Annotated in this window: 24 protein-coding genes; 21 read left to right on the top strand and 3 right to left on the bottom strand. The window is 29.3% G+C overall.

What is annotated here, in order from left to right; genetic code table 11:
* The first annotated feature begins 47 nt into the window (after window positions 1-47).
* Window positions 48-1,022, top strand: coding sequence for a YitT family protein (locus L6653_RS07720; protein WP_236786466.1), 975 nt, complete (start codon window positions 48-50; stop codon window positions 1,020-1,022).
* Between the two features lie 12 nt (window positions 1,023-1,034).
* A complete protein-coding gene (locus tag L6653_RS07715; RefSeq protein WP_236786465.1) occupies window positions 1,035-1,865 on the top strand; it encodes a glycosyltransferase family 8 protein in 831 nt (276 codons plus the stop codon).
* 55 nt (window positions 1,866-1,920) lie between these two features.
* On the opposite strand, the gene L6653_RS07710 is transcribed toward L6653_RS07715, so the two are convergent.
* A complete protein-coding gene (locus tag L6653_RS07710; protein WP_236786462.1) occupies window positions 1,921-2,517 on the bottom strand; it encodes a VTT domain-containing protein in 597 nt (198 codons plus the stop codon).
* Window positions 2,518-2,577: 60 nt separating this feature from the next.
* Complete coding sequence (gene rd, locus L6653_RS07705; protein WP_049690477.1) at window positions 2,578-2,736, bottom strand: rubredoxin; 159 nt, start codon at window positions 2,734-2,736, stop codon at window positions 2,578-2,580.
* A gap of 156 nt (window positions 2,737-2,892) precedes the next feature.
* Between rd and L6653_RS07700 the strand changes: the two genes are divergently transcribed.
* The 9 genes from L6653_RS07700 to L6653_RS07660 all read left to right on the top strand — a co-directional run bounded on the left by L6653_RS07700 (window position 2,893) and on the right by L6653_RS07660 (window position 10,058).
* The gene (locus tag L6653_RS07700) at window positions 2,893-3,291 is read left to right on the top strand and encodes an ATP-binding protein (protein ID WP_236786460.1); all 399 of its coding nucleotides are present in this window, start codon (window positions 2,893-2,895) and stop codon (window positions 3,289-3,291) included.
* A gap of 118 nt (window positions 3,292-3,409) precedes the next feature.
* Window positions 3,410-5,236 (top strand): translational GTPase TypA, encoded by a 1,827-nt coding sequence (typA, locus tag L6653_RS07695; RefSeq protein ID WP_236786458.1) that lies wholly within the window; start codon window positions 3,410-3,412, stop codon window positions 5,234-5,236.
* Between the two features lie 9 nt (window positions 5,237-5,245).
* Window positions 5,246-5,683, top strand: a complete 438-nt coding sequence (locus tag L6653_RS07690) for a hypothetical protein (protein WP_236786456.1) — start codon at window positions 5,246-5,248, stop codon at window positions 5,681-5,683.
* A gap of 11 nt (window positions 5,684-5,694) precedes the next feature.
* Window positions 5,695-6,333: a redox-sensing transcriptional repressor Rex gene (locus L6653_RS07685; protein WP_236786455.1), complete on the top strand. Its 639-nt coding sequence runs from the start codon at window positions 5,695-5,697 to the stop codon at window positions 6,331-6,333.
* A gap of 6 nt (window positions 6,334-6,339) precedes the next feature.
* On the top strand, window positions 6,340-8,262 hold the full coding sequence (gene abc-f, locus L6653_RS07680; protein ID WP_236786453.1) for a ribosomal protection-like ABC-F family protein: 1,923 nt from the start codon (window positions 6,340-6,342) through the stop codon (window positions 8,260-8,262).
* Between the two features lie 52 nt (window positions 8,263-8,314).
* Window positions 8,315-8,854, top strand: a complete 540-nt coding sequence (gene amaP, locus L6653_RS07675; RefSeq protein ID WP_236786451.1) for an alkaline shock response membrane anchor protein AmaP — start codon at window positions 8,315-8,317, stop codon at window positions 8,852-8,854.
* A gap of 8 nt (window positions 8,855-8,862) precedes the next feature.
* Window positions 8,863-9,183, top strand: a complete 321-nt coding sequence (locus tag L6653_RS07670) for a hypothetical protein (protein ID WP_236786450.1) — start codon at window positions 8,863-8,865, stop codon at window positions 9,181-9,183.
* Between the two features lie 18 nt (window positions 9,184-9,201).
* On the top strand, window positions 9,202-9,645 hold the full coding sequence (locus L6653_RS07665; RefSeq protein WP_236786447.1) for an Asp23/Gls24 family envelope stress response protein: 444 nt from the start codon (window positions 9,202-9,204) through the stop codon (window positions 9,643-9,645).
* A 59-nt stretch (window positions 9,646-9,704) separates the two neighbouring features.
* Window positions 9,705-10,058, top strand: a complete 354-nt coding sequence (locus tag L6653_RS07660) for a Spx/MgsR family RNA polymerase-binding regulatory protein (RefSeq protein WP_236786445.1) — start codon at window positions 9,705-9,707, stop codon at window positions 10,056-10,058.
* A 16-nt stretch (window positions 10,059-10,074) separates the two neighbouring features.
* Here the strand turns inward: L6653_RS07660 and L6653_RS07655 are convergent, their stop codons facing one another.
* Window positions 10,075-10,698: a thiamine diphosphokinase gene (locus L6653_RS07655; RefSeq protein WP_236786443.1), complete on the bottom strand. Its 624-nt coding sequence runs from the start codon at window positions 10,696-10,698 to the stop codon at window positions 10,075-10,077.
* 99 nt (window positions 10,699-10,797) lie between these two features.
* On the opposite strand from L6653_RS07655, the gene L6653_RS07650 reads away from it, so the two are divergent.
* The 10 genes from L6653_RS07650 (at window position 10,798) to clpX (ending at window position 22,892) form a co-directional block, all read left to right on the top strand.
* On the top strand, window positions 10,798-11,994 hold the full coding sequence (locus L6653_RS07650) for an AI-2E family transporter (RefSeq protein ID WP_236786440.1): 1,197 nt from the start codon (window positions 10,798-10,800) through the stop codon (window positions 11,992-11,994).
* Entirely contained in the window at window positions 11,995-12,609 is a 615-nt protein-coding gene (locus L6653_RS07645; RefSeq protein ID WP_236786438.1) for a hypothetical protein, read from the top strand.
* An 85-nt stretch (window positions 12,610-12,694) separates the two neighbouring features.
* On the top strand, window positions 12,695-15,058 hold the full coding sequence (locus L6653_RS07640) for a glycogen/starch/alpha-glucan phosphorylase (protein ID WP_236786436.1): 2,364 nt from the start codon (window positions 12,695-12,697) through the stop codon (window positions 15,056-15,058).
* Window positions 15,059-15,083: 25 nt separating this feature from the next.
* Window positions 15,084-15,878, top strand: a complete 795-nt coding sequence (locus L6653_RS07635) for a ZIP family metal transporter (protein WP_236786434.1) — start codon at window positions 15,084-15,086, stop codon at window positions 15,876-15,878.
* 736 nt (window positions 15,879-16,614) lie between these two features.
* The gene (cdaA, locus tag L6653_RS07630; protein WP_236786433.1) at window positions 16,615-17,433 is read left to right on the top strand and encodes a diadenylate cyclase CdaA; all 819 of its coding nucleotides are present in this window, start codon (window positions 16,615-16,617) and stop codon (window positions 17,431-17,433) included.
* Complete coding sequence (locus tag L6653_RS07625; RefSeq protein ID WP_236786430.1) at window positions 17,423-18,355, top strand: CdaR family protein; 933 nt, start codon at window positions 17,423-17,425, stop codon at window positions 18,353-18,355. The genes cdaA and L6653_RS07625 overlap by 11 nt, the downstream gene beginning before the upstream one ends.
* On the top strand, window positions 18,355-19,683 hold the full coding sequence (locus L6653_RS07620; protein ID WP_236786429.1) for a CCA tRNA nucleotidyltransferase: 1,329 nt from the start codon (window positions 18,355-18,357) through the stop codon (window positions 19,681-19,683). The genes L6653_RS07625 and L6653_RS07620 overlap by 1 nt, the downstream gene beginning before the upstream one ends.
* 49 nt (window positions 19,684-19,732) lie before the next feature.
* Window positions 19,733-21,061: a trigger factor gene (gene tig, locus L6653_RS07615; protein ID WP_236786427.1), complete on the top strand. Its 1,329-nt coding sequence runs from the start codon at window positions 19,733-19,735 to the stop codon at window positions 21,059-21,061.
* A gap of 32 nt (window positions 21,062-21,093) precedes the next feature.
* Entirely contained in the window at window positions 21,094-21,681 is a 588-nt protein-coding gene (gene clpP / locus L6653_RS07610; RefSeq protein ID WP_236786425.1) for an ATP-dependent Clp endopeptidase proteolytic subunit ClpP, read from the top strand.
* Between the two features lie 2 nt (window positions 21,682-21,683).
* Entirely contained in the window at window positions 21,684-22,892 is a 1,209-nt protein-coding gene (gene clpX / locus L6653_RS07605; RefSeq protein ID WP_236786423.1) for an ATP-dependent Clp protease ATP-binding subunit ClpX, read from the top strand.
* The last annotated feature ends 35 nt before the right edge of the window (window positions 22,893-22,927 follow it).

The raw sequence follows: 22,927 nt of genomic DNA, 5'->3' as shown, positions 1-22,927 counted from the left end.
CCGCTAGGCTTTTTTTTTATAAACTTGGAGGATTAAAAAAATTTAAAATGAAAGAAAAAATAGATCCTAATGAGCTTTCGGAAAAAGAAAAAATTAGACATATACTTGAAAGAAATGCTGCAATAAAAATTTTAAGAAAAGATAAGCAAAAAGATAAATTTGCCCACGAGCCCTTAAGTAATAGAAAAAAATTTTTCCTAATGAGTTTTGCTGCAATACTTATGGCAAACGGCACACATTTTTTTAAATATCCCAACCATTTTGTAATAGGTGGAGTAGAGGGGGCATCCATACTGCTTTCAAATAGCCTTCCTCTTTCCCCTGCTCTTATAACTTTAATTTTAAACGTGACTTTGTTGGTTGTGGCATATTTTATTTTAGGAAAAAAATTTGTAATGAAAACAGGCTATGTATCCATACTAAATTCCTTGACAGCTCTTTTTCTTAGTAAAATAATTCCCCATACAACTCCCTTTACAGATAATAAACTGTTGGAATTATTTTGTGCAGTTTTAATACCAGCCCTAGGCTCATCAATTTTATTTAATTTAGCAGCCTCAAGCGGGGGCACAGATATAATTGCCATGATTATAAATAAATACACAAATTTAAATATAGGTAAATCACTTTTGATAGGAGATTCCATTTTGACCCTATTATCAATAAAAATTTTTGGAGTAGAAATAGGACTCCTATCATGTCTTGGACTTTTGATGAAAGGACTTGTAGTAAATGAATTTATAAAATCATTCAATACTGCCAAACTATTTTTAATAATAACATCAAAGCAAGAAGAAATAAGTGTATTTATTAGGGACAAATTAAATAGGTCGGCAACTGTATTAGAAGGAACAGGCCTATATTACAAAAAAGACCAATCAGTATTTTTATGTGTAACAAATGATTACGAGGCGGTTTTATTTAGAAAATATATAAAAGAAATAGATCCCCGTTGCTTTATAACAGTTCTAGACACTTCATCAATAATAGGCAAGGGATTTTATACTACAGATCTTCAATAGAAAGGGAAAACTATGAATATATTAGTTTCTTGTGATGAAAATTATATAAATCCTTTAAAAACTATGCTATATTCATTATTCAAAAGTAATGATACAAATTTTGAAGTTTATTTGATTTATAAGGATATAAGAGATGAAAAAATAAAAGAACTTGAAAAATTTGTAAAAAAAGCAAGCTTGGATAAGGCAAAATTAAATCCGATAAAAGTTAAAAATCTTTTTTCAAATGCAAAAACAACTTTCTATTATACAGAAGAGATGTATTATAGGCTTCTTGCATATAAATATTTGCCAGAAAATTTAGATAAAATTTTATATTTAGATCCTGATATCTTAGTTTTGAATTCTTGCGAAAAGCTTTATAATATGGATTTAAAAGAGAATTATTTTGCAGCAGCAACCCATACTATTCCAACGGTTCAATCTGCAAATGTAGCCAGATTATCTATTTCAAGTGGATTAAAAGATATAGACAATTATTTTAATTCTGGAATTTTGATGATAAACTTAAAGCTAGCAAGAAATAGTAAAATTTATGAAAAAGAAGTTTTAAATTATGTAAAAAACACCAAATCTTTGGGGCTAGTAATGCCAGATCAAGACCTTTTGAATGTTGTTTTTAGAAATAAAATAATAAAAATTGACGAGATAAAATATAATTATGATGCAAGAAGATATTTGGCTTATAAATTAAAAGATAAAAAGTATAATTTATCCTATATAATTTCCAACACTTGCTTTTTGCATTTTTGTGGAAAAAGAAAACCTTGGTTAGATGAAAATAATCTCGGTGTGTTCACATCGCTTTATCTATATTTTTGGGAAAAAGCAATGAATATATAAAAAAGGGGCTGTTGCAAAACTATGAATGATTTATTCATTATGCAACAGTCCTTTTTTAAGTTAAAAATAATTTTAAATGGTACATCAAGTAGGCTATTATTAATATTTCTATAAATTTTGCAACTACCATTATTTTTATGTATTCTTTAAATTTGATTTTTCTAAAACCTGCAACCATAGATAAGGCATTATCAGGAGCAAATGGAGTTGCACTTGTTATAAATAAAATTTTTTTAAATTTTTTACTACTTTGTCTTTTTGCACTTTCAAATTTTTTGAGATTCTTTTTTGGAATAAAAATATTTAAAAATCTTTTTCCATAAATTCTTGTTAAAGTATAATTTATTACCGCTGTCATAAGGCCAGTAATATAATTTAAAAACAAACCGAACTTTTGTCCAAATAAGGCAAAACCAATTATTATAAAAATAGTTGTTGGAATAAATGGAACAAATCCGATCATTACCTTCAAAATTATAAAAATTAAAGGAGCAAGGTATGTAAAAGCTCCGATATAATCATATAATTTGTCGGAATCTGTTAGAATTCCAAGTTTATACAATTTATAAAGAAAACTTAAAAATAAAATCGAAAGTCCAAGGCTTATTAATATTTTAATTTCTTTACTATATTTTCTTAAAAAATATTTCATAATTAGTTTTTAATACGGACTTAGAAAAAAGAGAGGCCAAGGCCTCCCTTTTAAAAAATCTTATTCTTGTTCTTCGAACATATCTTTACCTACTCCACAAACTGGGCAAACCCAATCTTCTGGAAGATCGTTGAATTCTGTTCCTGCGTCGATTCCGTTATCTGGATCTCCTTTTGCAGGATCATAGATATATCCACAAGCTGTACATACGTATTTCATAATATTCTCCTTTCATTTGTTATATTTACATTATACTACAAAATAAAAAAAATCAATAATTTAAGAAATTGTACAAAATTTGACAAATTTTTTAAAATTGCTAGATACTTAATTCTTATTTGGGTATATATTTAGTATCAAGAGAAGAGGGATAAGATGGAGCTTATTAGAAACACAATGCCGACTGACCTAAAAATGATAAAAAAATTTAGGGACGGGCTTGTTTTAAATTTAAAAAATAAAAATATAGACGAAAATTTAATTTTTAAAATAAGATTAATTTTGGATGAACTTATAATAAATTCCTACGAACATGGAAATAGGTGTGATTATGATAAAATTATTGACACAACTTTTATGATGGATGATGAATTTTGCCTTATAAAAGTAAAAGATGAGGGAGATGGCATTGATTATCTTTTTGAAAATGACGGACTTCATGATCATGGTAGGGGAATTAAACTTGTTTATAGTTTAGCAGATGAGCTAATTATTAAAGATAATATCATAATCGCTTTTTTAAAAAGAGATTCCAAGAGAAAATTATATATATAATACTTGGTAAGTTTGTTTTATCAAGTATTTTTTTTGTTATTTATTGATAATCTTATCACATATGATATAATAAATTGATGAATAAATAGTTTAATTTAGTTAAGAAAGAAGTGATTTGATGAAACGTGAAGATATAAGAAATGTAGCTATAATTGCCCATGTTGACCATGGTAAAACAACCTTGGTTGATGGACTTTTAAAAACTAGCGGAATTTTTAGAGAAAACCAACAAGTTGACGAAAGAGTTATGGATTCAAATTCTATTGAAAAGGAAAGAGGAATTACAATTCTTTCAAAAAATACCGCAATTAATTACAAAGGAACAAAAATAAATATAATTGACACTCCAGGCCACGCCGATTTTGGTGGAGAGGTTGAGAGAGTTTTAAATATGGCTGAAGCTGTAGTTTTGGTTGTAGATAGTCGTGAAGGTCCAATGCCTCAAACAAAATTTGTTTTGAGAAAGGCAATTGATTTAAATTTACCTGCAATTATTTGTATAAATAAAGTAGACAGACCTGACCAAAGAGTTGAAGAAGTAATGGATGAAGTTTTAGATTTATTTATTTCTCTTGAAGCTGACGAATCATATCTTGATTCACCATTTGTTTTTGCATCAGCAAAAGAAGGCTGGGCAAGTCTAGAATTTGGTGAAGAAAAAAAAGATATGACAGATCTTTTGGATACAATAATTGATTACACTCCAGCCTTTGAAGCTAAAGAAAATGCTCCATTTAAAGTTTTGGTTTCAACAACAGATTATGACAATTATCTTGGAAGAATAGCAATTGGAAAAGTTGAAAGTGGACAAATAAATAAAAATGATTCTTGCATAATTGTAAATTATAATGACAAGGATAGAAAAGTAAAATCAAAAATTGTTACAATTTATGAATTTGAAGGTCTTCAAAGAAGTGAAGTAGAAAAAGCGGATTTTGGTTCAATTGTAGCCCTATCAGGAATGGAAGATATAAATATTGGAGATACAATTTGTACTGAAAATGATATGGAGCCAATAGAATTTACAAAAATTTCTGAGCCAACACTTTCAATGACCTTTTCAGTAAATAATTCACCCTTTGCAGGACGTGATGGAGATTATGTAACAAGTAGACATATTAGAGATAGGTTATTTAAAGAAAAAGAAACAGATGTTTCATTAAGGGTTGAACCAACTGACTCAACAGAATCTTTCAAGGTTTCAGGAAGAGGAGAGCTTCATCTTTCAGTTTTGATAGAAAATTTAAGAAGAGAAGGCTACGAATTCCAAGTTTCAAAACCTGAAGTTATGTTCAAAAAAGATGAAAATGGTAAAAAATTAGAACCAATTGAACTTGCAACAATTGATGTTGATCAAGAATATACAGGAGCAATAATTGAAAAATTGGGTCTTCGTAAGGGAGAATTAATAGATATGGCTCCAAATTCATCAGGTTATACAAGAATGGTATTTAAAATTCCTGCAAGAGGACTTATAGGTTACAGGCAAGAATTTTTGACAGATACAAAAGGAACAGGAGTTTTAAATACAGAATTTGATTCATACGAGAGATATAAGGGAGATATAGCAAAAAGACAAGCAGGTTCACTTATTTCTTTTGAAACAGGAGTTGCCACAACTTATGGACTTCACGCAGCCCAATCAAGAGGACAACTTTTTGTAAAACCTCAAGATGAAGTTTATGAAGGTGAAGTTATAGGATCAAATGCCAAGGGAATAGATATTGACGTAAATGTTTGTAAAAAGAAAAAACAAACCAACGTCAGGGCATCAGCAGCTGACGAAGCTCTTGTACTTTCTCCTGCAAAAATTATGAGCGTAGAAGAAATGATGGAATTTGTGGAAGAAGATGAGTTAATAGAAATCACTCCACATAATTTAAGAATTAGAAAAAGAATCTTAGATAATAATTTAAGATATAAATCTAAAAAAAACAACAAATAAGGTGGAAAAATGAAAAAGAGATTTGAAAGATTTCTTTCAACCTCTCTGCTTTTATCAATATTAGTGGTTTTTATAACTAATTTAATGCTAATCCTTACAAAAATTAACCCACAAATAGTAAATGATATTTGGAATATTTCCTTTATCATTTCGTGGGTTATTATGTTGATATATCCTCTTTATATATTAATGGAAAAACAAACAAGAGGATATTCAATTTTTGTAGCAATACTTAGCATAATTGGATTTGCTGTATTAAGTTACCATGCCCTACTTGTGGCAAGCACTTATACACCACTAATTCCAAAATTTATAGCAGTAGATGAAAGAATATCAAGTTATTGGCAAGAAATATTTTATAGTGGACTAATAATCGTTTATATAGCTCATTTATTAAATGTAATACTTTTAAATAGATTAAAGTCTAAAGAAATGAAAAATGACTAATGGAGGTTGTTATGAAAAAAGGATCAAATGTTTCTTTATCAGTTATAAAAAGGTTACCAAAATATTATAGGTACCTAGAAGCTATTAATGAAAAAGGTATTGTAAGAGTTTCATCTAAAGAACTTTCACAAATTACAGGTCTAACTGCAAGCCAAATTAGACAAGATTTAAATCACTATGGTTGTTTTGGTCAACAAGGCTATGGATATAATGTAAAAGAATTGATGCAAGAGCTTGCAAAAATTATTGGAGTGAACAAAGAATATTCTATGGTAATAATCGGATATGGAAATATTGGTCACGCTCTTTTCCAATATAGAGGATTTAAAATCTTAGATTATAATGTAAAAGCAGTATTTGACAAAAAAAATGAAGAAGTTTCAACAGATGAATTAGAAGTTTTGTCAATAGATGAATTAAAAGAATATTTGGAAAAAAACAAAATAGATATAGGAATTATTACAACACCAAAAGAAGGTGCCCAAGAAGTTTGTGATATTCTTTGTGAAGGAGGAATAAAAGGAATTTGGAATTTTGCACCAGTTGATTTAAAAACAAAAAATAATGTGGTAATAGAAAATGTTCACCTAGATGAATCATTATTTACCTTAACATATTTTATCAACTCACCAGAAGATTTCATGTTCTAAAAAATTATGATTGTAGCTTCAGTATCAAATTTAACAAAATCCTATCCGACCCAAGACGTATTTTCAAATTTATCCTTTACTATAAACAAGGGAGATAAGATTGGTCTAATAGGAAATAATGGTTCTGGAAAGTCTACACTATTTAATATATTAACAGGAGAAATCTCAAAAGATTTTGGAAATATACATATACCAAACGACGTAAGTCTTGGATATTTGAAACAACAATTAGGACTTATGTCAGACAAAAGTATATATGATTATTGTTTGGAAGTTTTTAAAGACCTAATAAGTCTTGAAAAAGATTTAAGAGATCTTGAAATGAAAATGAGTGAGGAAAAAAATCCAGATAAGCTTGAAGAAATAATGACAGAATATGCGAAAAAAAGCGAAGAATTTGAAAAACAAAACGGCTATTCCTATAAATCAGAAATTAGAGGGGTTTTGATTGGAATGGGCTTTAGGGAAGAAGATTTTTCAAAAGAAATTTCGCTTTTATCAGGAGGACAAAAGGCAAGGGTTGAACTTGCCTGTCTTTTATTGGAAAAACCTGACCTTATTTTGTTAGATGAGCCTACTAACCACTTGGATATAAAGGCCATTAATTTTTTGGAAAATTTTGTAAAAAATTTTAATGGATCGGTTATAGTTATAAGCCACGATAGGTATTTTTTGGATGCCACGGTTTCAAAAATATTTCTTTTAGAAAATGGTGGATTAAAAATTTATGATGGCGATTATACATCTTTTATGAAACAAAGGAAAAAAGATTTAAAAGTCCAAAACCACCTTTACAAGACCCAACAAAAGGAAATTAAAAGGCAAGAAGAAATCATTGATAGGCTGAAAAATCTTGGTGGTTCAAAAAGGAAAAGAGGAATTTCTCAATCAAGATCAAGACAAAAACTTTTGGATAAGATGGAAAGGGTTGAAAAACCTGAAAGTCTTAATGAATCAATAAATATAAGATTTACTCCAAGAATTGTTTCGGGAGTTGATGTATTAAGTGTAGATAAACTAAAAAAATCCTATGATAAGGAAATTTTTGAAGATATTTCTTTTAATATTTATAGAAATGATAGGGTTGCGATAATTGGAGAAAATGGAGTAGGAAAAACTACTTTATTTAAAATTATTTTAAACCAAGAAAGAAAAGATGATGGAGAAATAAAATTAGGCTCTAGCGTAAAAGTTGGGTATTTTGACCAAGAACAAAAATCTCTTAATACAGAAAACACCTTGTTTGAAGAAATAAGAGAAGCTTATCCTGACCTTACAAATTATGAGATTAGGTCATATCTTGCAAAAATTATGTTTTATCAAGATGAGGTTGATAAGCCTATAAATGAATTGTCTGGAGGTCAAAGAGCAAGAATTTCTTTACTGAAACTTATGCTTTCAGATTGCAATTTTATTTTGATGGATGAGCCTACAAACCATCTTGATATAGATTCAAAAGAAGCCTTGGAAGATGCTCTTATTGCTTATGAAGGAACAGTTCTTGTAATAAGCCACGATAGGTATTTTCTAAATAAAATAGCAGTAAAAATTCTTGATATGCACAAGGAGTATATGAAAGAATATTTGGGTAATTACGATTACTATGTAGAAAAATTAAAAGAAGAGTTGATGGAAGATGAAAAAAAACCAGAAATGACTCAAACCCAAATTAAAAAAGAAGAAAAAAAGAAAAAATTAAAAAGGCTTGAAATAAAAAAAATAAAAGAAAAATTAGAAAAATTGGAAAAAGAAGCAAATTCTATAGATGTAAAAATTCACCAACTCACAGAAGAAAGCCTCAAAGAAGGTTTTTATGATGACCAAGAAAAAGTTATTGAAACTTTTGCTAACATAAAAAATCTTGAAGATAAAAAACAAAGATATCAGGATAAGTGGTTAGAATTATCTTTGGAATTGGAAGAAAATTAAAAAAATTGTTTCAAATAATAAAGCAAGGGTAAAGAAATAGTGAGGAGGCAATATGGGAGGATTTAAAAAATTTTTGTGGTCACTTATGACCATAGTTTTAATAATAATTGCCGCGATTTTAGGAACTGTCGCTCTTGTTGACGATGGAATTAGGCATGATTTATTATCATATTTAGAAATTCAAAACTATAGATACGTGCTTCTAGGCGTTGCCATAGCTATTTTAATTTTTGCAATTATTCTTTTAATAGATATTATCGCAAATCAAAATGATAAGCGTGAGTATCTAGTAGAAGATAATAATGGAGATATTTTTATTACTAGAAATTCTTTGGATGCAGCTGTAAATTCTGCAGTAAAAAAATTTGCTGGAGCTGAACTTACAGATTCAAAAGTTAAAATTATTAAAGGCGAAACCGTTGAAGCAAATATAAAATGCGATATTTTTGGAGAAAGAGACTTTGAAGACTTGGGAAGAAAAATCCAAGCGGAAGTTGAAATGGGATTAAGGATGCTTACAGGCATTGAAAATGCAAATGCTCATGTTCAGCTAAACAAGGCAGAAAAATCTCAAGAAAGAGACATTAGGTAGGTACAATTATGGAAAAAAATAAAGAAAATTTAGATCTTGAAAATAAAACTCAAGAAAAACAAGTATCCGCCTATGACGTAGAAATGAGAAAACTAGACATAAGGGAAAAAAAGGAAATAGAGTGTAAAAAATTTAAAGAAAAAAATAAGCACAAAATAATTGCCCTAATTTTGGGAATTGTGACTATTGGATCTTTATTTGATTATGGATTCTTTAGAACTTTAGGAATTTGGATAGTTTTAGGTTTTTGCTATTGTTTAGGTGGATGGTTTGACAGAGATCCTAAAGTAATGGGATTTGTAATTAACTTATTAAAAAAATTTCAATAAAAAAGATAGGGGAAAATTATGACAGAAAAAACATTTGACAAAGATTACGAAAAAGGAATCGAACAAGACCAAGAAATTGAACAAGAAGTTTCAAAGCTAACAATTGCTGATAAGGTTGTAGCAAAAATTTCAAGAATTGCAGTAAACAGAGTTGATGGAATTTTGGATATGAAAGCAAGTTTTTTTGATTCAGTTTCATCAGTTTTCCAATCATCAAATGAACAAGATACATCTGGAGTAGATGTTGAAGTTGGACAAAAAGAAGCAAAAGTTAATATGCAAATTATTTTAGAATATGGAAAATCTGCTCCACAAATTTTTGAAAATATTAAAAAAGTTGTAAAAGAAAATGTAAAACAAATGACAGGTCTTGATGTTGTAACAGTAAATGTTGATGTAGTTGATGTTATGACAAGAGACGAATACAAAGCAAAAAAATCTGACAATGACGATAGAAAATAAGAAAAACTAAAGGGGTTGGCTTTGCCAATCTCTTTTTTTAGAAAAATTTAGGAGAAATTATGGAAGCTTTATTAATTGGATATAAATCATGCTCAACTTGCAAAAAAACTGAAAAATTTTTAGAAGAGAAGAAAGTTGATTATAAATTTCAAGATGTAAAAGAAGAAAAACCAGAAAAAGACAAAATAAAAGACTTGTATGAAAAAAGTGGTTTGGAGATAAAAAAATTTTTTAATACATCTGGACAAATTTATAGAAAATTGAATTTAAAAGACAAGTTAAAAGATATGAGTGAAGATGAAAAATTAGACTTACTAGCATCAGATGGCATGCTATTAAAAAGGCCAATACTAGTTTATGGTGATGATGTTGTAGTTGGTAGGTTAAATATAGAAAAATATTTTGAAAAATAAGGCGGGAAATCCTGCCTTATTTATATGTGTTTTTGTTTTCATAAATTACAAGAACTATACCTTTATCAAATTCAATTTTAAATTCTTTTCCAATAGGTTCGTTTGAAACGCCAAGGTGCATATGATTTTTTAAGGTAAAATTTTTTAATTCGTATTTCAAATTTATTAAATTTAAATTTTCTATTTTTTCCGATAGGGCAAAAATAGAAATATAGGTATTTTTTATTTGTTTTTTTTCTACAAAATTTTTATCTATTACAAATAATCTTTGATTTTTGTTTTTTAATTCTATATCGATTCCCTTTTTTTTGAATTCTTCCATTATTTTTATGTTTGCAATTGTGTGGGAGATTCTTCCGCCAAGTCCACCATAGATTATAATTTTTTTGTATCCTTTTTTCATGGCAATATTTATTGCAGCATAAAGGTCTGTTTCGTCTTTTTCTGGTTTTAGCTTAGTTTTATTTAAAAAATCTGGCTCTTTTGATGAGTCAAAATCTCCGATTATTTCATCTGCCTTTAATCCGATTTTTTTTATGTATGTATAGCCCTTGTCAGCTCCAATTATATAATCTTCTTTTTTTATTTGGTCAAAAAATCCATCAAATTCTCCGCCAGCAAATATATAGCATGTTTTCATAATCCACCTCATGCTTATTATATCATTTATATAAATGGAAGATGAAAAATTTCTATGGTAGAATATAGGTAAATGAAAAATAAGGAGTATTAAAATTTAATGAAAAAATTAGATGAAAAGAATTCACAATTATTAAAGGTTATTCTTATATCTATTTTAGTATTTTTTGCCTTTTGGTATATTGAAAGTGTAAAAGATGGCTTGACCGTATTTATAGCTGTAATTCAACCTTTTTTGATTGGGTTTATGTTGGCATTTATTATAAATTTGCCCATGAATTTCTTTGAAAGAAAAGTGTATTCTAAGATTTTTAAAACAGAAAAGACAAAAAAGTTAGTTCCAGTATTTTCGCTTATATCTTCTTGGATTTTATTTATCCTTGCTATAAGCATATTTTTAAATGTTTTAATTCCAAGAATATCAAATGCTGTTACAACTCTTGTTGATAGGTTTCCGGAATTTTTAAATGATTTGGTAAGACTTTTAAATAAAAATAAAATAACAAAAAGATTTGCAGATGACGTTCAAGATTATATATATTCTGTTAATTGGAACAAAAGTTTGGAGCAGATTAAAGATTATTTCCTTGGTGAGGCTGGAAATATTTTTAATAAAACTACTTCAATTATAAATTCAGTATCATCAACCCTTGTTACAATTGTTGCAGCTACTATATTTTCTGTATTTGTTTTGATAAATAAAAAGGACTTAAAGATTCTTTCAAATAGAATTATTTATTCCTTGTTTAGAAAGGAAAATGCTGATGAAATAAATAAGGTTGCAAGCCTTTCTTATTCAACATTTGCTTCATATATTAATTCAAAGGCCCTATCAAGTTTGATTCTTGGACTTTTGGTTTTTATTGGAATGTTAATTTTAAAAATTCCATTTGCGGCTATGGCAGCAATTTTAGTTGCAATAGCAGACTTTATTCCATACGTTGGACCATTGATTGCAACGATTATTATGATGATTTTAATTTTTATAGAATCACCTTTCCAATCTTTGGTGTTTTTGATATTTTTATTGATTGCCCAACAAGTTCAAGGCTCAATTATCTATCCTGCTCTTGCAGGAAAAACAATCGGACTTCCATCAATTTGGGTGATTGTATCAATTGCCATTGGAGGAAGTTTGTTTGGAATTGCAGGAATGCTTGTTTCAATCCCAATAGCTTCAATCTTATATACATTAATGAATGAAAAAATGGATAAGACCTTGGCAAAAAAAGAAATTTCTGATGAAGAAATAAAAGAATTAGCAGAAAAAATTCACTATAAGAAGGGTGAAAAATAGATGAAATTAAAAAGATCTAGAATGGGCGAATTTGTTCCTGTAATAAAAAACAAAAAAACTTATTATGGGGGATATCAAAATGATTTAAAAGAAGTTGGAGTCAGTAAGTTTTATAGGGATAGGTCCTGTGTAGTTACAGCCTTCACCAACACTTATTTATATCTTTTTAGATCGTTTGAAGAATTTAGCCTAGATCAATTTAATGATTACCAATATTGGTTTTTTAAAATTTTAAGGCCAAAAATATATGGTGTTCCAACAGCAAGAGTTTTAGATTTTAAATTAAATAAAATTAGATCTAACTATCATTTGAAATTAAAATCTCATATTTTGGAAGATTTTCCCCTAAGAAGAAAATCCATGGATGAAGTTGCTGAATTTATTTTAGGTGCAATAAGGCAAGATTTGCCTGTAATATTTTTTAATTGGATGAGTAACTCAGTTGATCTTATGAAACATCATGGAGTGACAATTACAGAAATCGAAAAATATAATGAGGATTATAAACTTACAATTTCATCTTGGGGGAAATTATATAAAATTTCATTAAAAAAATTTTTGAGGCAGAAAAGAACTTACACAGGCTTGATTTATTTTGAAAAAGATGATATATAATAATTTAATTATTAAAAGACAATAAATAAGATATTGAAATAAAATTAGAAAAGAAAAAGATTTTTAGTAAAAAAGGAGAAAAATTATGAATAAAAACAAATTTATGGAAAACTACATTGAAAACCTGCAAAGAATAACCCTTAAAAGTTTCAATGAAACTTCTGATAAGGACAGGTATTTTGCTCTTTGCGATACAATAATGGAGCTTATAAATCAAGAATGGAGAAATTGTAAAAATAGGACAAGAAGATCTAGAAAGGCTTATTATTTATCTGCAGAATTTTTGGTGGGAAGATCATTAGGAAATAACCTAATAAATCTTGGAATTTATGATGAGGTTAAGGAAATTTTAAGTGAAATAGATATTGATTTTGAATCAATAGAAAATTTTGAAGATGATGCTGCTCTTGGAAATGGTGGTCTTGGTAGACTTGCTGCTTGTTTTATGGATTCAGCAGCAACCCAAAAGCTTGATATGTATGGTTATGGAGTAAGATACAGAGAAGGACTTTTCAAACAAAAAATAGAAAATGGCTTTCAAGTAGAAGAGGGTGATCACTGGATAAAAGATGGCGATGGTTGGTCAATAAGAGTTGAATCTGATTCAAAAATTGTAAAATTTAGGGATCAAACAGTAAAGGCAGTTCCTTACGATATGCCAATGCTTGGTTTTGAAAATGAGCAAGTAAATACCCTAAGACTTTGGCAAGCAGAGCCATTTGAAGAATTTGATTTTTCATATTTTAATAATTTTCAATATGATAAGGCTGTCGAAGAAAAAAATAGGGCGGAAGATATAACCAGAGTTTTATATCCAAATGATATGCAAAGAGAAGGAAGAGTTTTAAGATTAAAACAACAATATTTCTTCTGTTCAGCTTCAATTCAAGATATGGTTTCAAAATATAAGCTATATTTTGAACACGACCTTCAATTTGAAGATTTCCCAAAATATCATGTGATTCAATTAAACGATACCCATCCAATAATTGCAATTCCAGAGCTAATAAGAGTTTTAGTGGATGAAAATTCCATTGAATTTGAAAGGGCTGTAGAAATAACCAAAAAAACATTCGCCTTTACTAATCACACAGTTTTGCAAGAAGCATTAGAAACTTGGCCAAAAGATATAATGCTTGAAGTTTGTCCAAGATGTTTTGAAATAATAAAAAAATTAAATGAAAATTTGGTAAAAGAATTTAAAGAAGAAGGTCTTTCAGAAGAGGCAATCGACCCATACAGAATTATAAGATTTGACCAAATAAGAATGGCAAACCTTGCAATTCTTATGAGTAAGTCAGTAAATGGAGTTGCAAAACTACATTCACAAATACTAAAAGATGATACCTTTAAAGAATGGTATAAGATAATGCCAGAAAAATTCAACAATAAAACAAATGGAATCACACCAAGAAGATGGTTGGTTTACTCAAACATCAGACTTTCAAATTTCATCACAGAAAAACTTGGAAATGATGATTGGAAATATGATCTTACAAAATTAAAGGGACTAGAAAAATACCTTGATGATGAAAAAACTCTAGAAGAATTAAATCAAATAAAATTTGAAAATAAAAAAGATTTGGCAAAATATATTTTAGAAAACGAAGGAATAAATATAGATCCAAATTCAATTTTTGATATTCAAGTAAAAAGAATTCACGAATACAAAAGACAACATTTAAATCTTCTTCACATAATTAGCCTTTACCATAAATTAAAAAACAATCCTGACATGGACTTTTATCCAACAACATTTATACTTGGAGGAAAAGCTGCACCAGGATATTTTAGGGCAAAAGCTATGATAAAACTTGCAAACGAAATTGCAAGAGTAATAAACAATGATGAAGAAGTAAATGACAAAATTAAAGTAGTATTTGTAAATAATTACAGGGTAAGCTATGGAGAAAAAATCTTCCCAGCAGCGGATATTTCAGAGCAAATTTCAACAGCAGGAAAAGAAGCCTCAGGAACAGGAAATATGAAATTTATGCTAAACGGAGCCTTGACACTTGGAACATATGATGGGGCAAACATAGAAATTTTTGAAAATGCAGGAGTAGAAAATAATTATTTATTCGGAGCAAAGGTTGAAGAATTAAATGAAATTTATGATTCTTACAATCCAAAAGAATTCTACCACACAAATGAGGATATAAAAGATGCAGTAGATACCCTGGTTTCAGGAGAATTAAAAGACAATGATTCCTATATGTTTTTAGATATTTACAACTCTCTTATAAATCCACAAGGTGGAGAAAGAGCCGACACATATTTTCTTTTAAAAGATTTTGAAGATTACAAAAATACCCATGAAAAAATAAATAAAGAATATTCCGATAGACTTACATGGGCAAGAAAGAGTCTTAAAAATATAGCAAACGCAGGATTTTTCTCATCAGACAGAACAATTCTTGAATATGCAAAAGATATTTGGAAATTATAATTTAAAATAGAAAGAAATAATAATAATGAACAAAGATATAATAATAGGAATACTCATACCCTTTGTAGGTACAAGCCTAGGAGCGGCTATGGTGTATTTAATGAAAAATGAATTATCAAAAAAATTACAAAAATCCCTATCAGGATTTGCTGCAGGAGTAATGGTTGCAGCAAGTATTTGGTCACTTTTAATTCCTGCCATGGAAATGGTAGAAGAAAAAATGGGGAAAGTTTCTTGGATCCCAGCTGTGGTTGGATTTGCAGTAGGAATAATATTTTTATTATTTTTAGATAATGTAGTTCCCCATCAACACGTTGACAGTGATGTTGCAGAAGGACCAAAAAATGATTCATTAAGAAAAACAACCATGATGGTTCTTGCCGTTGTAATTCACAATATACCAGAAGGAATGGCAGTGGGAGTTACCTTTGCAGGAGTTTTATCAGGAAATACAGATTTAACAATGGCAGGAGCTATGGCACTTTCTTTAGGAATTGCAATTCAAAATTTCCCAGAAGGAGCAATAATTTCCATGCCCTTAAAAGAGCAAGGAATTGGAAAAAATAAATCATTTGTTATGGGAGTTTTATCAGGAGCAGTAGAACCAGTGGCAGCAGTTTTGACAATAATCTTATCCCAAATAATGATTCCAATTTTACCATATTTATTAAGCTTTGCAGCCGGAGCAATGTTTTACGTAGTAGTAGAAGAATTAATACCAGAAGCAACAGGAGAAGGAGAAGACCACTCAAACCTAGGAGTAATTTGGTTTTCAGTAGGCTTTTCAGTAATGATGATCCTAGATGTCATGCTTGGCTAAAAAATGTGCCAGTGGCACATTTTTTACAAGCATGCCGCGGAGTAAGTACGAAGAATTAAAAATTAGTTTTAAAATAATAAAAAACCAAATTAAGTCAAACGCGGTCAAATAGCGTGCTTGGCTTAGAAATAGTGCCTGTGGCACATTTTTTACAAGCATGCCGCGGAGAAAAAACGAAGAATAAAATTTAAATTACAAAAATAAATAATAGTTGAAAACAAAAATTAAAACTAACAAAAACACCAAGCTAAAAGCTTGGTCAGAGCGTAGACAAACCCTCAAGCACGAATATCTGACTTCAAAAATTGTTGATTTCTAAATTTCAAAATTCTAAAAACGCAAACTCGCTAACGCGATGACAGATAAATAGTTTAAAATTGTGCCTGTGGCACGATTTTAATATTTATCCCTCGGAATAAAACGAAGAAATAAAATTTAATTGAAGTTAATTTATTTAATAAAATATCATTGCTTTAAATTTTAGAGTGCGTTTTTTGACGAATTTTAAAATTTGAAATCAAATCAATTTTTTCCGTATGATATTCTTAGCATGAGGATTTGTATACTTTGTCAACAGTCTGTTACCAAGCCAAAAACTTGGTATTTTTTTTGCGAATATTTCCACCAAATTTTAAATATAAAATTTCAAAAAAATTAAATTTTATTTCATTTAAGCCTTTCTTTCTACAAATTTTCACAATAAAGTATATAATATAAATAGACTTAGGAGGTAGACATGTCATATTTAGATAATTTTATTGCCTATTTATCTTTAATTAGGATTACAGATATAATTGATATAGCACTAATTTCTTTTATTGCTTATAAATTGTTAAAGCTATTAAAAAATACTAGGGCTGAACAGGTTATGAAAGGATTTATTTTTGTTTTATTTTTTGCATCCATTGCAGATATTTTTAAATTAAATACTGTTTCATGGCTTATGAATCAATTTTTTACTGTATCTTTGGTATTTATAATTGTAGTTTTTCAACCAGAATTAAGGTCTGCCTTGGAGAGAATTGGTAGGGGTAGAAGCTTTTTTGTAAATGATTCTTACAATAAAAATGATAGGTCAATTGATGAAATTGTTTCAGCTATGAGTTCTTTGTCAAGGCAAAAAATCGGTGCCTTGGTCGTTATTGAAAGAGAAGTTGGTCTTAATGATATTATTGAAAGCGGAACTCTTTTAAGATCTGAAATTTCCAGTGAGCTTTTGATAAATATCTTTATTCCAAATACGCCTCTTCATGATGGAGCGGTAATAATTCGTGATGATTTGATTGAGGCAGCGGCTTGTTATTTGCCATTGACTACAAATAATACTATTTCAAAAGAGCTTGGAACTCGTCACAGGGCTGCTATTGGAATTAGTGAAAAAAGTGATTGTCTTGTGGTTGTTGTAAGTGAAGAAACTGGAACAATTTCAATTGTAAGTAATGGAACCATTAACAGGTATTTTGATGAAGAATCTTTAAAGGATAGGCTTATAAAAGAACTTAAAGAAAATGAAAATAAATTGAATCTTAAAAGGAGGGGTGAAGATGAACAATAAAAATGATAGAAAATTAGTTGCTTTATCAATTCTTGTTGCAGTTATCATGTGGGCTTTTGTAATGACTTCAACAAATCCTTCCCTTTCAAAAACTATTAGAAATGTTCCATTGACCATAAAAAATCAAGAGGATTTGCAAAAAGATGGGTATGCCTTGGTTGGAAGAGATCAAGTTTCAAGCGTAAATGTAAGAGTTGAAGGATCAAGATCGGATCTTGCATCTTTAACTGCTGATGATTTAATAGCAAGTGTTGATTTGGGAGTTCCAACTGAGGGAATAAAAACTTTAAATGTAAAAGTTGATGGACCTGCTGGAATAAAAATTGAAAAAACTACTCCTTCAAACCTTAATTTTAAAGTAGAAAAAATTGTAAAAAAAGACTTGCCAATAGAAATAAAGATTTCTGATAGATTAAAAGAATCAAAGATAATAAATGTAAGTGAACAAGATCCAAGAAAAATAACAGTTTCAGGTCTTAGAAACAATATTGATAAGGTTGATAAACTTCTTATAAATATTAATAATGAGGAATACCTTGATGGAAAAATTCATGATATTGGGGTACGACCAGTTGATAAAAATGGAAAAACTGTAGAAAATGTAGATCTTTCCAAAAATGATGTGTCAATTGCCTTTGATGTTTTGCAAAGTAAGGAAGTAAAATTAGAAATTGACTATGGAAATCTTCCAAAAAACATGCAAGTAGAAGAAAGTAAAATTTCACCAGATAAGTTAATTATTAAGGGTGAGAAAAATATTTTAGATAAAATTGATACTATAAAAACCAAAAAAATTGACTTATCCAGCTTAAAAAACGATGAGTTTGAGCAAAGCGTAGAACTAGATATCCCTGAAGCTGTAGAGCTAAATGATGCTGATTCTTTTGTAGATATTTATATAAAATTAGGGAAGAAAAGTTAATGTCCTACGAAGATTTAGTAAAAAGGCTAGAAGATGAGGGATTTGAAACCTACCTTGTTGGAGGGGCTGTAAGAGATAAACTTTTAGAAAGAAAAATCCATGATATTGACCTAGCGACAAGGGCAAGACCTAGTGATATTATGAGGATTTTTTCTGATTTAAAACTAATTGATATTGGAAAAAAATTTGGAACTATTAAGGTAATTTATAAGTCCAAAGAATATGAAATCACAACTTTTAGGGCAGAATCATCTTATAAAGATAAAAGACATCCGGGAGAAATTTCATTTTCAAATACAATTGAAGAAGATTTAAAAAGAAGAGATTTCACCATAAATGCTATGGCAGAAAGAAAGGGTCAAATTATAGACTTGTTTTCTGGAAAAAATGATTTGTCTCAAAAAATAATAAGAGCAGTTGGCAATCCTTACGAAAGAATAGAAGAAGACTATCTAAGGGCCCTAAGGGCAGTAAGGTTTGCCACTGTTCTTGATTTTTCTATAGAAAAAAACTTGAAAAATGCCATAAAAAATAAGGCAAGTCATATTGAAGAAATTTCAAAAGAAAGAATTAGAGATGAAATTGATAAGATTTTACTTTCAGATAAGCCTTCAAGAGGGATCAGGCTTTTGGATGAATTAAATCTTTTGGCATATATTTTTCCAGAAGTAAAGAAAATGAAAGGATTTAACCAACATTCATCCCACCACAATTTAGATTTATTTGACCATAGCATGAAGGTTTTGGATTTAAGCCCAAAAAATTTAAAAACTAGAATGGCAGCTCTGTTTCACGATACAGGAAAAGTTCAAAGTTTTTTTCTTGATGAAAAGGGGGAGGGAAGATTTTTTGGTCACCAAGATATTTCTAAAGAAATTATTGAAAAAAGATTAAAAGAATTAAAATATCCAAAAAAATTTATAGAAAATACCTCGATTTTAGTCCAAAGGCACATGGATAATACCAACACCTACACAAAAAAATCTGTAAGAAAGCTTTTAAGAAAAGTTGGAGATGAAAATATCTATGATTTATTTGATCTTCAAAGGGCAGATGTTTTATCAACAGTTCACGATAATACAGAAAATATTTCAAATGCAAAAATAATTTTAGAAGAAATTTTAAATTCAGATACGCCAAGAAAAAAAGATCAGATAGATTTTTCTGGACATGATTTGATAAATTTGGGATTTAAAGAGGGCAAAGAGCTAGGAATAATCTTAAATGAAGTCTATAATTTGGTTATGGATGAAAAATTAGCAAATAAAAAGAATGAAATTAGCAAATATATTAAAAATAAATACAATAATCTTGATAGAAATTATTAGAAGTAGTATATTAAACTAATGAGTATATAGTGTTTTAGGAGGCAAAACGATGACAGAATTAAAATCACATGAAAATAATATAGCAAAATTTGACATAACAGTAGCTGCTGAAGAGTTTCAAAAAGCAGTAGATAATGTTTACAAAAAAAACAAGTCTAGATATAGGGTAGACGGATTTAGAAAAGGAAAAGTTCCAAAAAGAATAATTGAAAAAATGTATGGAGCTGAAGTATTTTATGACGAAGCAATCCAAGAAGTTTTCCCAGAACCTTATAACAAGGCTATTGATGAATTAAATCTTGAAGTAATTGATCAACCATCAGTTGATTTTGACGATATAGAAAAAGGAAAAGACGTTGTATTTAAGGTAGAAGTTGAAACAAAACCACATCCAACTCTTGGAGATTATTCTGAACTTGAAGTTACAGAAATTCCAACAGAAGTTACAGATGAAGATGTAGAACACGAACTTAAACATCAACAAGAAGAAAATGCAAGAATTATTCCAATAGAAGACGGAGAAGCTCAAGATGGAGATACAGTAAATATCGATTTTGATGGTTTTCTTGATGGAGAAAGATTTGAAGGCGGAAAAGCTGAAAATCACGATTTAGTTCTTGGATCAAAATCATTTGTAGGCGATTTTGAAAAACAAGTTGAAGGACACAAAGTTGGAGATAAATTTGATGTAAATGTAACTTTCCCTGAAGATTATCAAGCAAAAGAATTCCAAGGAAAAGATGCGAGATTTGAAGTAGAAATCAATTCAATTTCAAGAAAAGAACTTCCAGAAATTGACGATGAATTTGCAAAAGATATTTCTGAATTTGAAACCTTAGAAGAATTAAAAGAAGATACGAAGAAAAATCTTAAAGAAGATAAAGAAAAATTTGTAAAAAATCAAATTCAAAACGAAGCAATCAAAGCCCTAGTAGAAAAATCTGAAGTAAATGCTCCAGATCCACTAGTAAACCAAGAAATTGATCTTGAAATGCAAAATCTTGACCAAAGATTACGTCAAATGGGAATTTCTTTACAACAATATATTGAAATGACAAAAATGGATATGGCTGCCATTAGAGATCAATATAGAGCTGTTGCTGAAGACAAAGTAAAAGCAAATCTTGTAATGGATGAAGTTGCTTTAAAAGAAAATATTGAAGTAAGTGATGAAGAAATAGAAAATGAAATAAAAGATGCTGCTAAGCAATATGGAGTAGATGATTACGAAAAATTCAAAGAAATCTTCGAAAAGAATGTTTCTAGAGATACAGTTATAGAAAATATCAAGAGAAGAAAAGCTGTAGAAATTCTAGAAAAAAATGTAAAATTAGTTCCTGCTAAGGAAGAAGACAAAGAAGACGAAAAAGAAGATTAGTAATCATAAGCTCCAAAAGATAAGGAGATTTTATGAACGCAAAAAACTTTTTAGTTCCTACAGTAATAGAGCAAACAAATAGGGGCGAGCGTGCTTATGACATTTACTCAAGATTATTAAAAGACAGGATTATTTTTCTAACAGGTCCTGTTGAAGATGGGGTAAGTGATATAATTATTGCTCAACTCTTATTTTTGGAAAGCCAAGATCCAAACAAGGATATTCAATTTTATATAAATTCACCGGGTGGAGTAGTTACAGCAGGTCTTGCAATCTATGACACAATGAATTATATAAAACCAGATGTATCTACAATTTGTATAGGACAAGCTGCATCTATGGGAGCAGTTTTACTTTCATCTGGAGCAAAGGGAAAGAGATTTTCTCTTCCAAATTCAAATATTCTAATCCACCAACCATCCGGTGGTGCCCAAGGTCAAGCAAGCGATATTCAAATCCAAGCTGAACAAATTTTAAAAATCAAAAAAAGATTAAATAAAATTTTGTCAAATAACACTGGTCAAAGTATTGAAAAAATTCAAAAAGATACGGATAGAGATTTTGCCATGGACGCTTATGAAGCAAAAGAATATGGCTTAATAGACAAGGTAATAGAATAAGTATGGGTAAAATGGAATTTGAAGAAAATAGATGTTCCTTTTGTGGGAAAAGTGCTGACGAAGTTGATAGGTTAATTGCAGGGCCAGATGCTTTCATTTGTAATGAATGCATTGAGCTTTGTGCTTCAATTATCGAAAGAGAAGAATTGGTTGAGCACAGTCATATGGATATTGATCTTGCCACACCAAGTGAGATTAAAGAATATTTGGACCAATATGTTATCCAACAAGATATGGCGAAAAAAACCCTATCGGTTTCAGTTTATAACCACTACAAAAGAATAAATTCAAATTATGATAATGATAGCGAAGTTGAGCTACAAAAATCTAATATTTTGATGCTAGGACCAACAGGTTCTGGAAAAACTCTTCTTGCTCAAACCCTTGCCAAAAAATTAAATGTTCCATTTGCAATTGCAGATGCTACAAGTTTGACCGAGGCAGGTTATGTTGGAGAAGATGTTGAAAATATTATTTTAAAATTAGTTCAAGCTGCTGATTATGATATTGAACTTGCCCAAACAGGAATAATCTATATAGATGAAATAGATAAAATTACTAGAAAAAGTGAAAATCCTTCAATAACTCGTGATGTTAGTGGAGAAGGAGTTCAACAAGCGCTTTTAAAATTAATTGAAGGAACTGTTGCAAATGTTCCTCCTCAAGGCGGAAGAAAACATCCAAGCCAAGAATATATCCAAGTTGATACAACAAATATATTATTTATTGTTGGTGGAGCCTTTGATGGAATTAAAGATATAATAAAACAAAGAACCAACAAAAAATCAATTGGTTTTGGTTCAGAAGATAGTGAAAATAAAGAAGTTTCTTTGGCAGATGTTACTACAGAAGATCTTTTGAAATATGGATTAATTCCAGAATTCATTGGAAGAGTTCCAATAGTTGTTTCGCTTGAAGATTTGAATGTAGAAAGTCTTGTAAGAATTTTACAAGAGCCAAAAAATTCTCTATTAAAGCAATATCAAAAATTATTCGAACTTGATGGAGTAAAATTAACTTTTGAAGATGAAGCAGTTAAAGAAATTGCCGAAAAAGCCTACAAGCAAGAAACAGGTGCTAGAGGGCTTAGGACAATTTTGGAAGATTTGTTATTGGACGTAATGTTTGACATTCCTTCAAAAGATCATATAAAAGAAGTTATTGTATCAAAAGGTGCTATAAAAGATAAGAAAAAATTAATATACAAATAAAAGGGGAGACTTAGTGCTCCCTTTTTATAACACAA

The sequence above is a fragment of the Anaerococcus ihuae genome, assembly GCF_928368155.1.
Classification (GTDB): domain Bacteria; phylum Bacillota; class Clostridia; order Tissierellales; family Peptoniphilaceae; genus Anaerococcus; species Anaerococcus ihuae.
Note: the sequence above shows the minus strand (reverse complement) of the source record. Positions and strands in the feature narration are given on the sequence as shown.

Excerpts from the sequence above, each read along its gene's own strand:
- L6653_RS07670 (WP_236786450.1), top strand. The coding sequence starts at position 8,863 with ATGGAAAAAAATAAAGAAAATTTAGATCTTGAAAATAAAACTCAAGAA.
- L6653_RS07625 (WP_236786430.1), top strand. The coding sequence starts at position 17,423 with ATGAACAATAAAAATGATAGAAAATTAGTTGCTTTATCAATTCTTGTT.
- L6653_RS07700 (WP_236786460.1), top strand. The coding sequence starts at position 2,893 with ATGGAGCTTATTAGAAACACAATGCCGACTGACCTAAAAATGATAAAA.
- typA (WP_236786458.1), top strand. The coding sequence starts at position 3,410 with ATGAAACGTGAAGATATAAGAAATGTAGCTATAATTGCCCATGTTGAC.
- L6653_RS07635 (WP_236786434.1), top strand. The coding sequence starts at position 15,084 with ATGAACAAAGATATAATAATAGGAATACTCATACCCTTTGTAGGTACA.
- L6653_RS07720 (WP_236786466.1), top strand. The coding sequence starts at position 48 with ATGAAAGAAAAAATAGATCCTAATGAGCTTTCGGAAAAAGAAAAAATT.
- clpP (WP_236786425.1), top strand. The coding sequence starts at position 21,094 with ATGAACGCAAAAAACTTTTTAGTTCCTACAGTAATAGAGCAAACAAAT.
- L6653_RS07645 (WP_236786438.1), top strand. The coding sequence starts at position 11,995 with ATGAAATTAAAAAGATCTAGAATGGGCGAATTTGTTCCTGTAATAAAA.
- clpX (WP_236786423.1), top strand. The coding sequence starts at position 21,684 with ATGGGTAAAATGGAATTTGAAGAAAATAGATGTTCCTTTTGTGGGAAA.
- L6653_RS07640 (WP_236786436.1), top strand. The coding sequence starts at position 12,695 with ATGAATAAAAACAAATTTATGGAAAACTACATTGAAAACCTGCAAAGA.
- abc-f (WP_236786453.1), top strand. The coding sequence starts at position 6,340 with ATGATTGTAGCTTCAGTATCAAATTTAACAAAATCCTATCCGACCCAA.
- L6653_RS07655 (WP_236786443.1), bottom strand. The coding sequence starts at position 10,698 with ATGAAAACATGCTATATATTTGCTGGCGGAGAATTTGATGGATTTTTT.
- L6653_RS07650 (WP_236786440.1), top strand. The coding sequence starts at position 10,798 with ATGAAAAAATTAGATGAAAAGAATTCACAATTATTAAAGGTTATTCTT.
- amaP (WP_236786451.1), top strand. The coding sequence starts at position 8,315 with ATGGGAGGATTTAAAAAATTTTTGTGGTCACTTATGACCATAGTTTTA.
- L6653_RS07710 (WP_236786462.1), bottom strand. The coding sequence starts at position 2,517 with ATGAAATATTTTTTAAGAAAATATAGTAAAGAAATTAAAATATTAATA.
- L6653_RS07685 (WP_236786455.1), top strand. The coding sequence starts at position 5,695 with ATGAAAAAAGGATCAAATGTTTCTTTATCAGTTATAAAAAGGTTACCA.
- L6653_RS07620 (WP_236786429.1), top strand. The coding sequence starts at position 18,355 with ATGTCCTACGAAGATTTAGTAAAAAGGCTAGAAGATGAGGGATTTGAA.
- L6653_RS07690 (WP_236786456.1), top strand. The coding sequence starts at position 5,246 with ATGAAAAAGAGATTTGAAAGATTTCTTTCAACCTCTCTGCTTTTATCA.
- tig (WP_236786427.1), top strand. The coding sequence starts at position 19,733 with ATGACAGAATTAAAATCACATGAAAATAATATAGCAAAATTTGACATA.
- L6653_RS07665 (WP_236786447.1), top strand. The coding sequence starts at position 9,202 with ATGACAGAAAAAACATTTGACAAAGATTACGAAAAAGGAATCGAACAA.
- L6653_RS07660 (WP_236786445.1), top strand. The coding sequence starts at position 9,705 with ATGGAAGCTTTATTAATTGGATATAAATCATGCTCAACTTGCAAAAAA.
- cdaA (WP_236786433.1), top strand. The coding sequence starts at position 16,615 with ATGTCATATTTAGATAATTTTATTGCCTATTTATCTTTAATTAGGATT.
- rd (WP_049690477.1), bottom strand. The coding sequence starts at position 2,736 with ATGAAATACGTATGTACAGCTTGTGGATATATCTATGATCCTGCAAAA.
- L6653_RS07715 (WP_236786465.1), top strand. The coding sequence starts at position 1,035 with ATGAATATATTAGTTTCTTGTGATGAAAATTATATAAATCCTTTAAAA.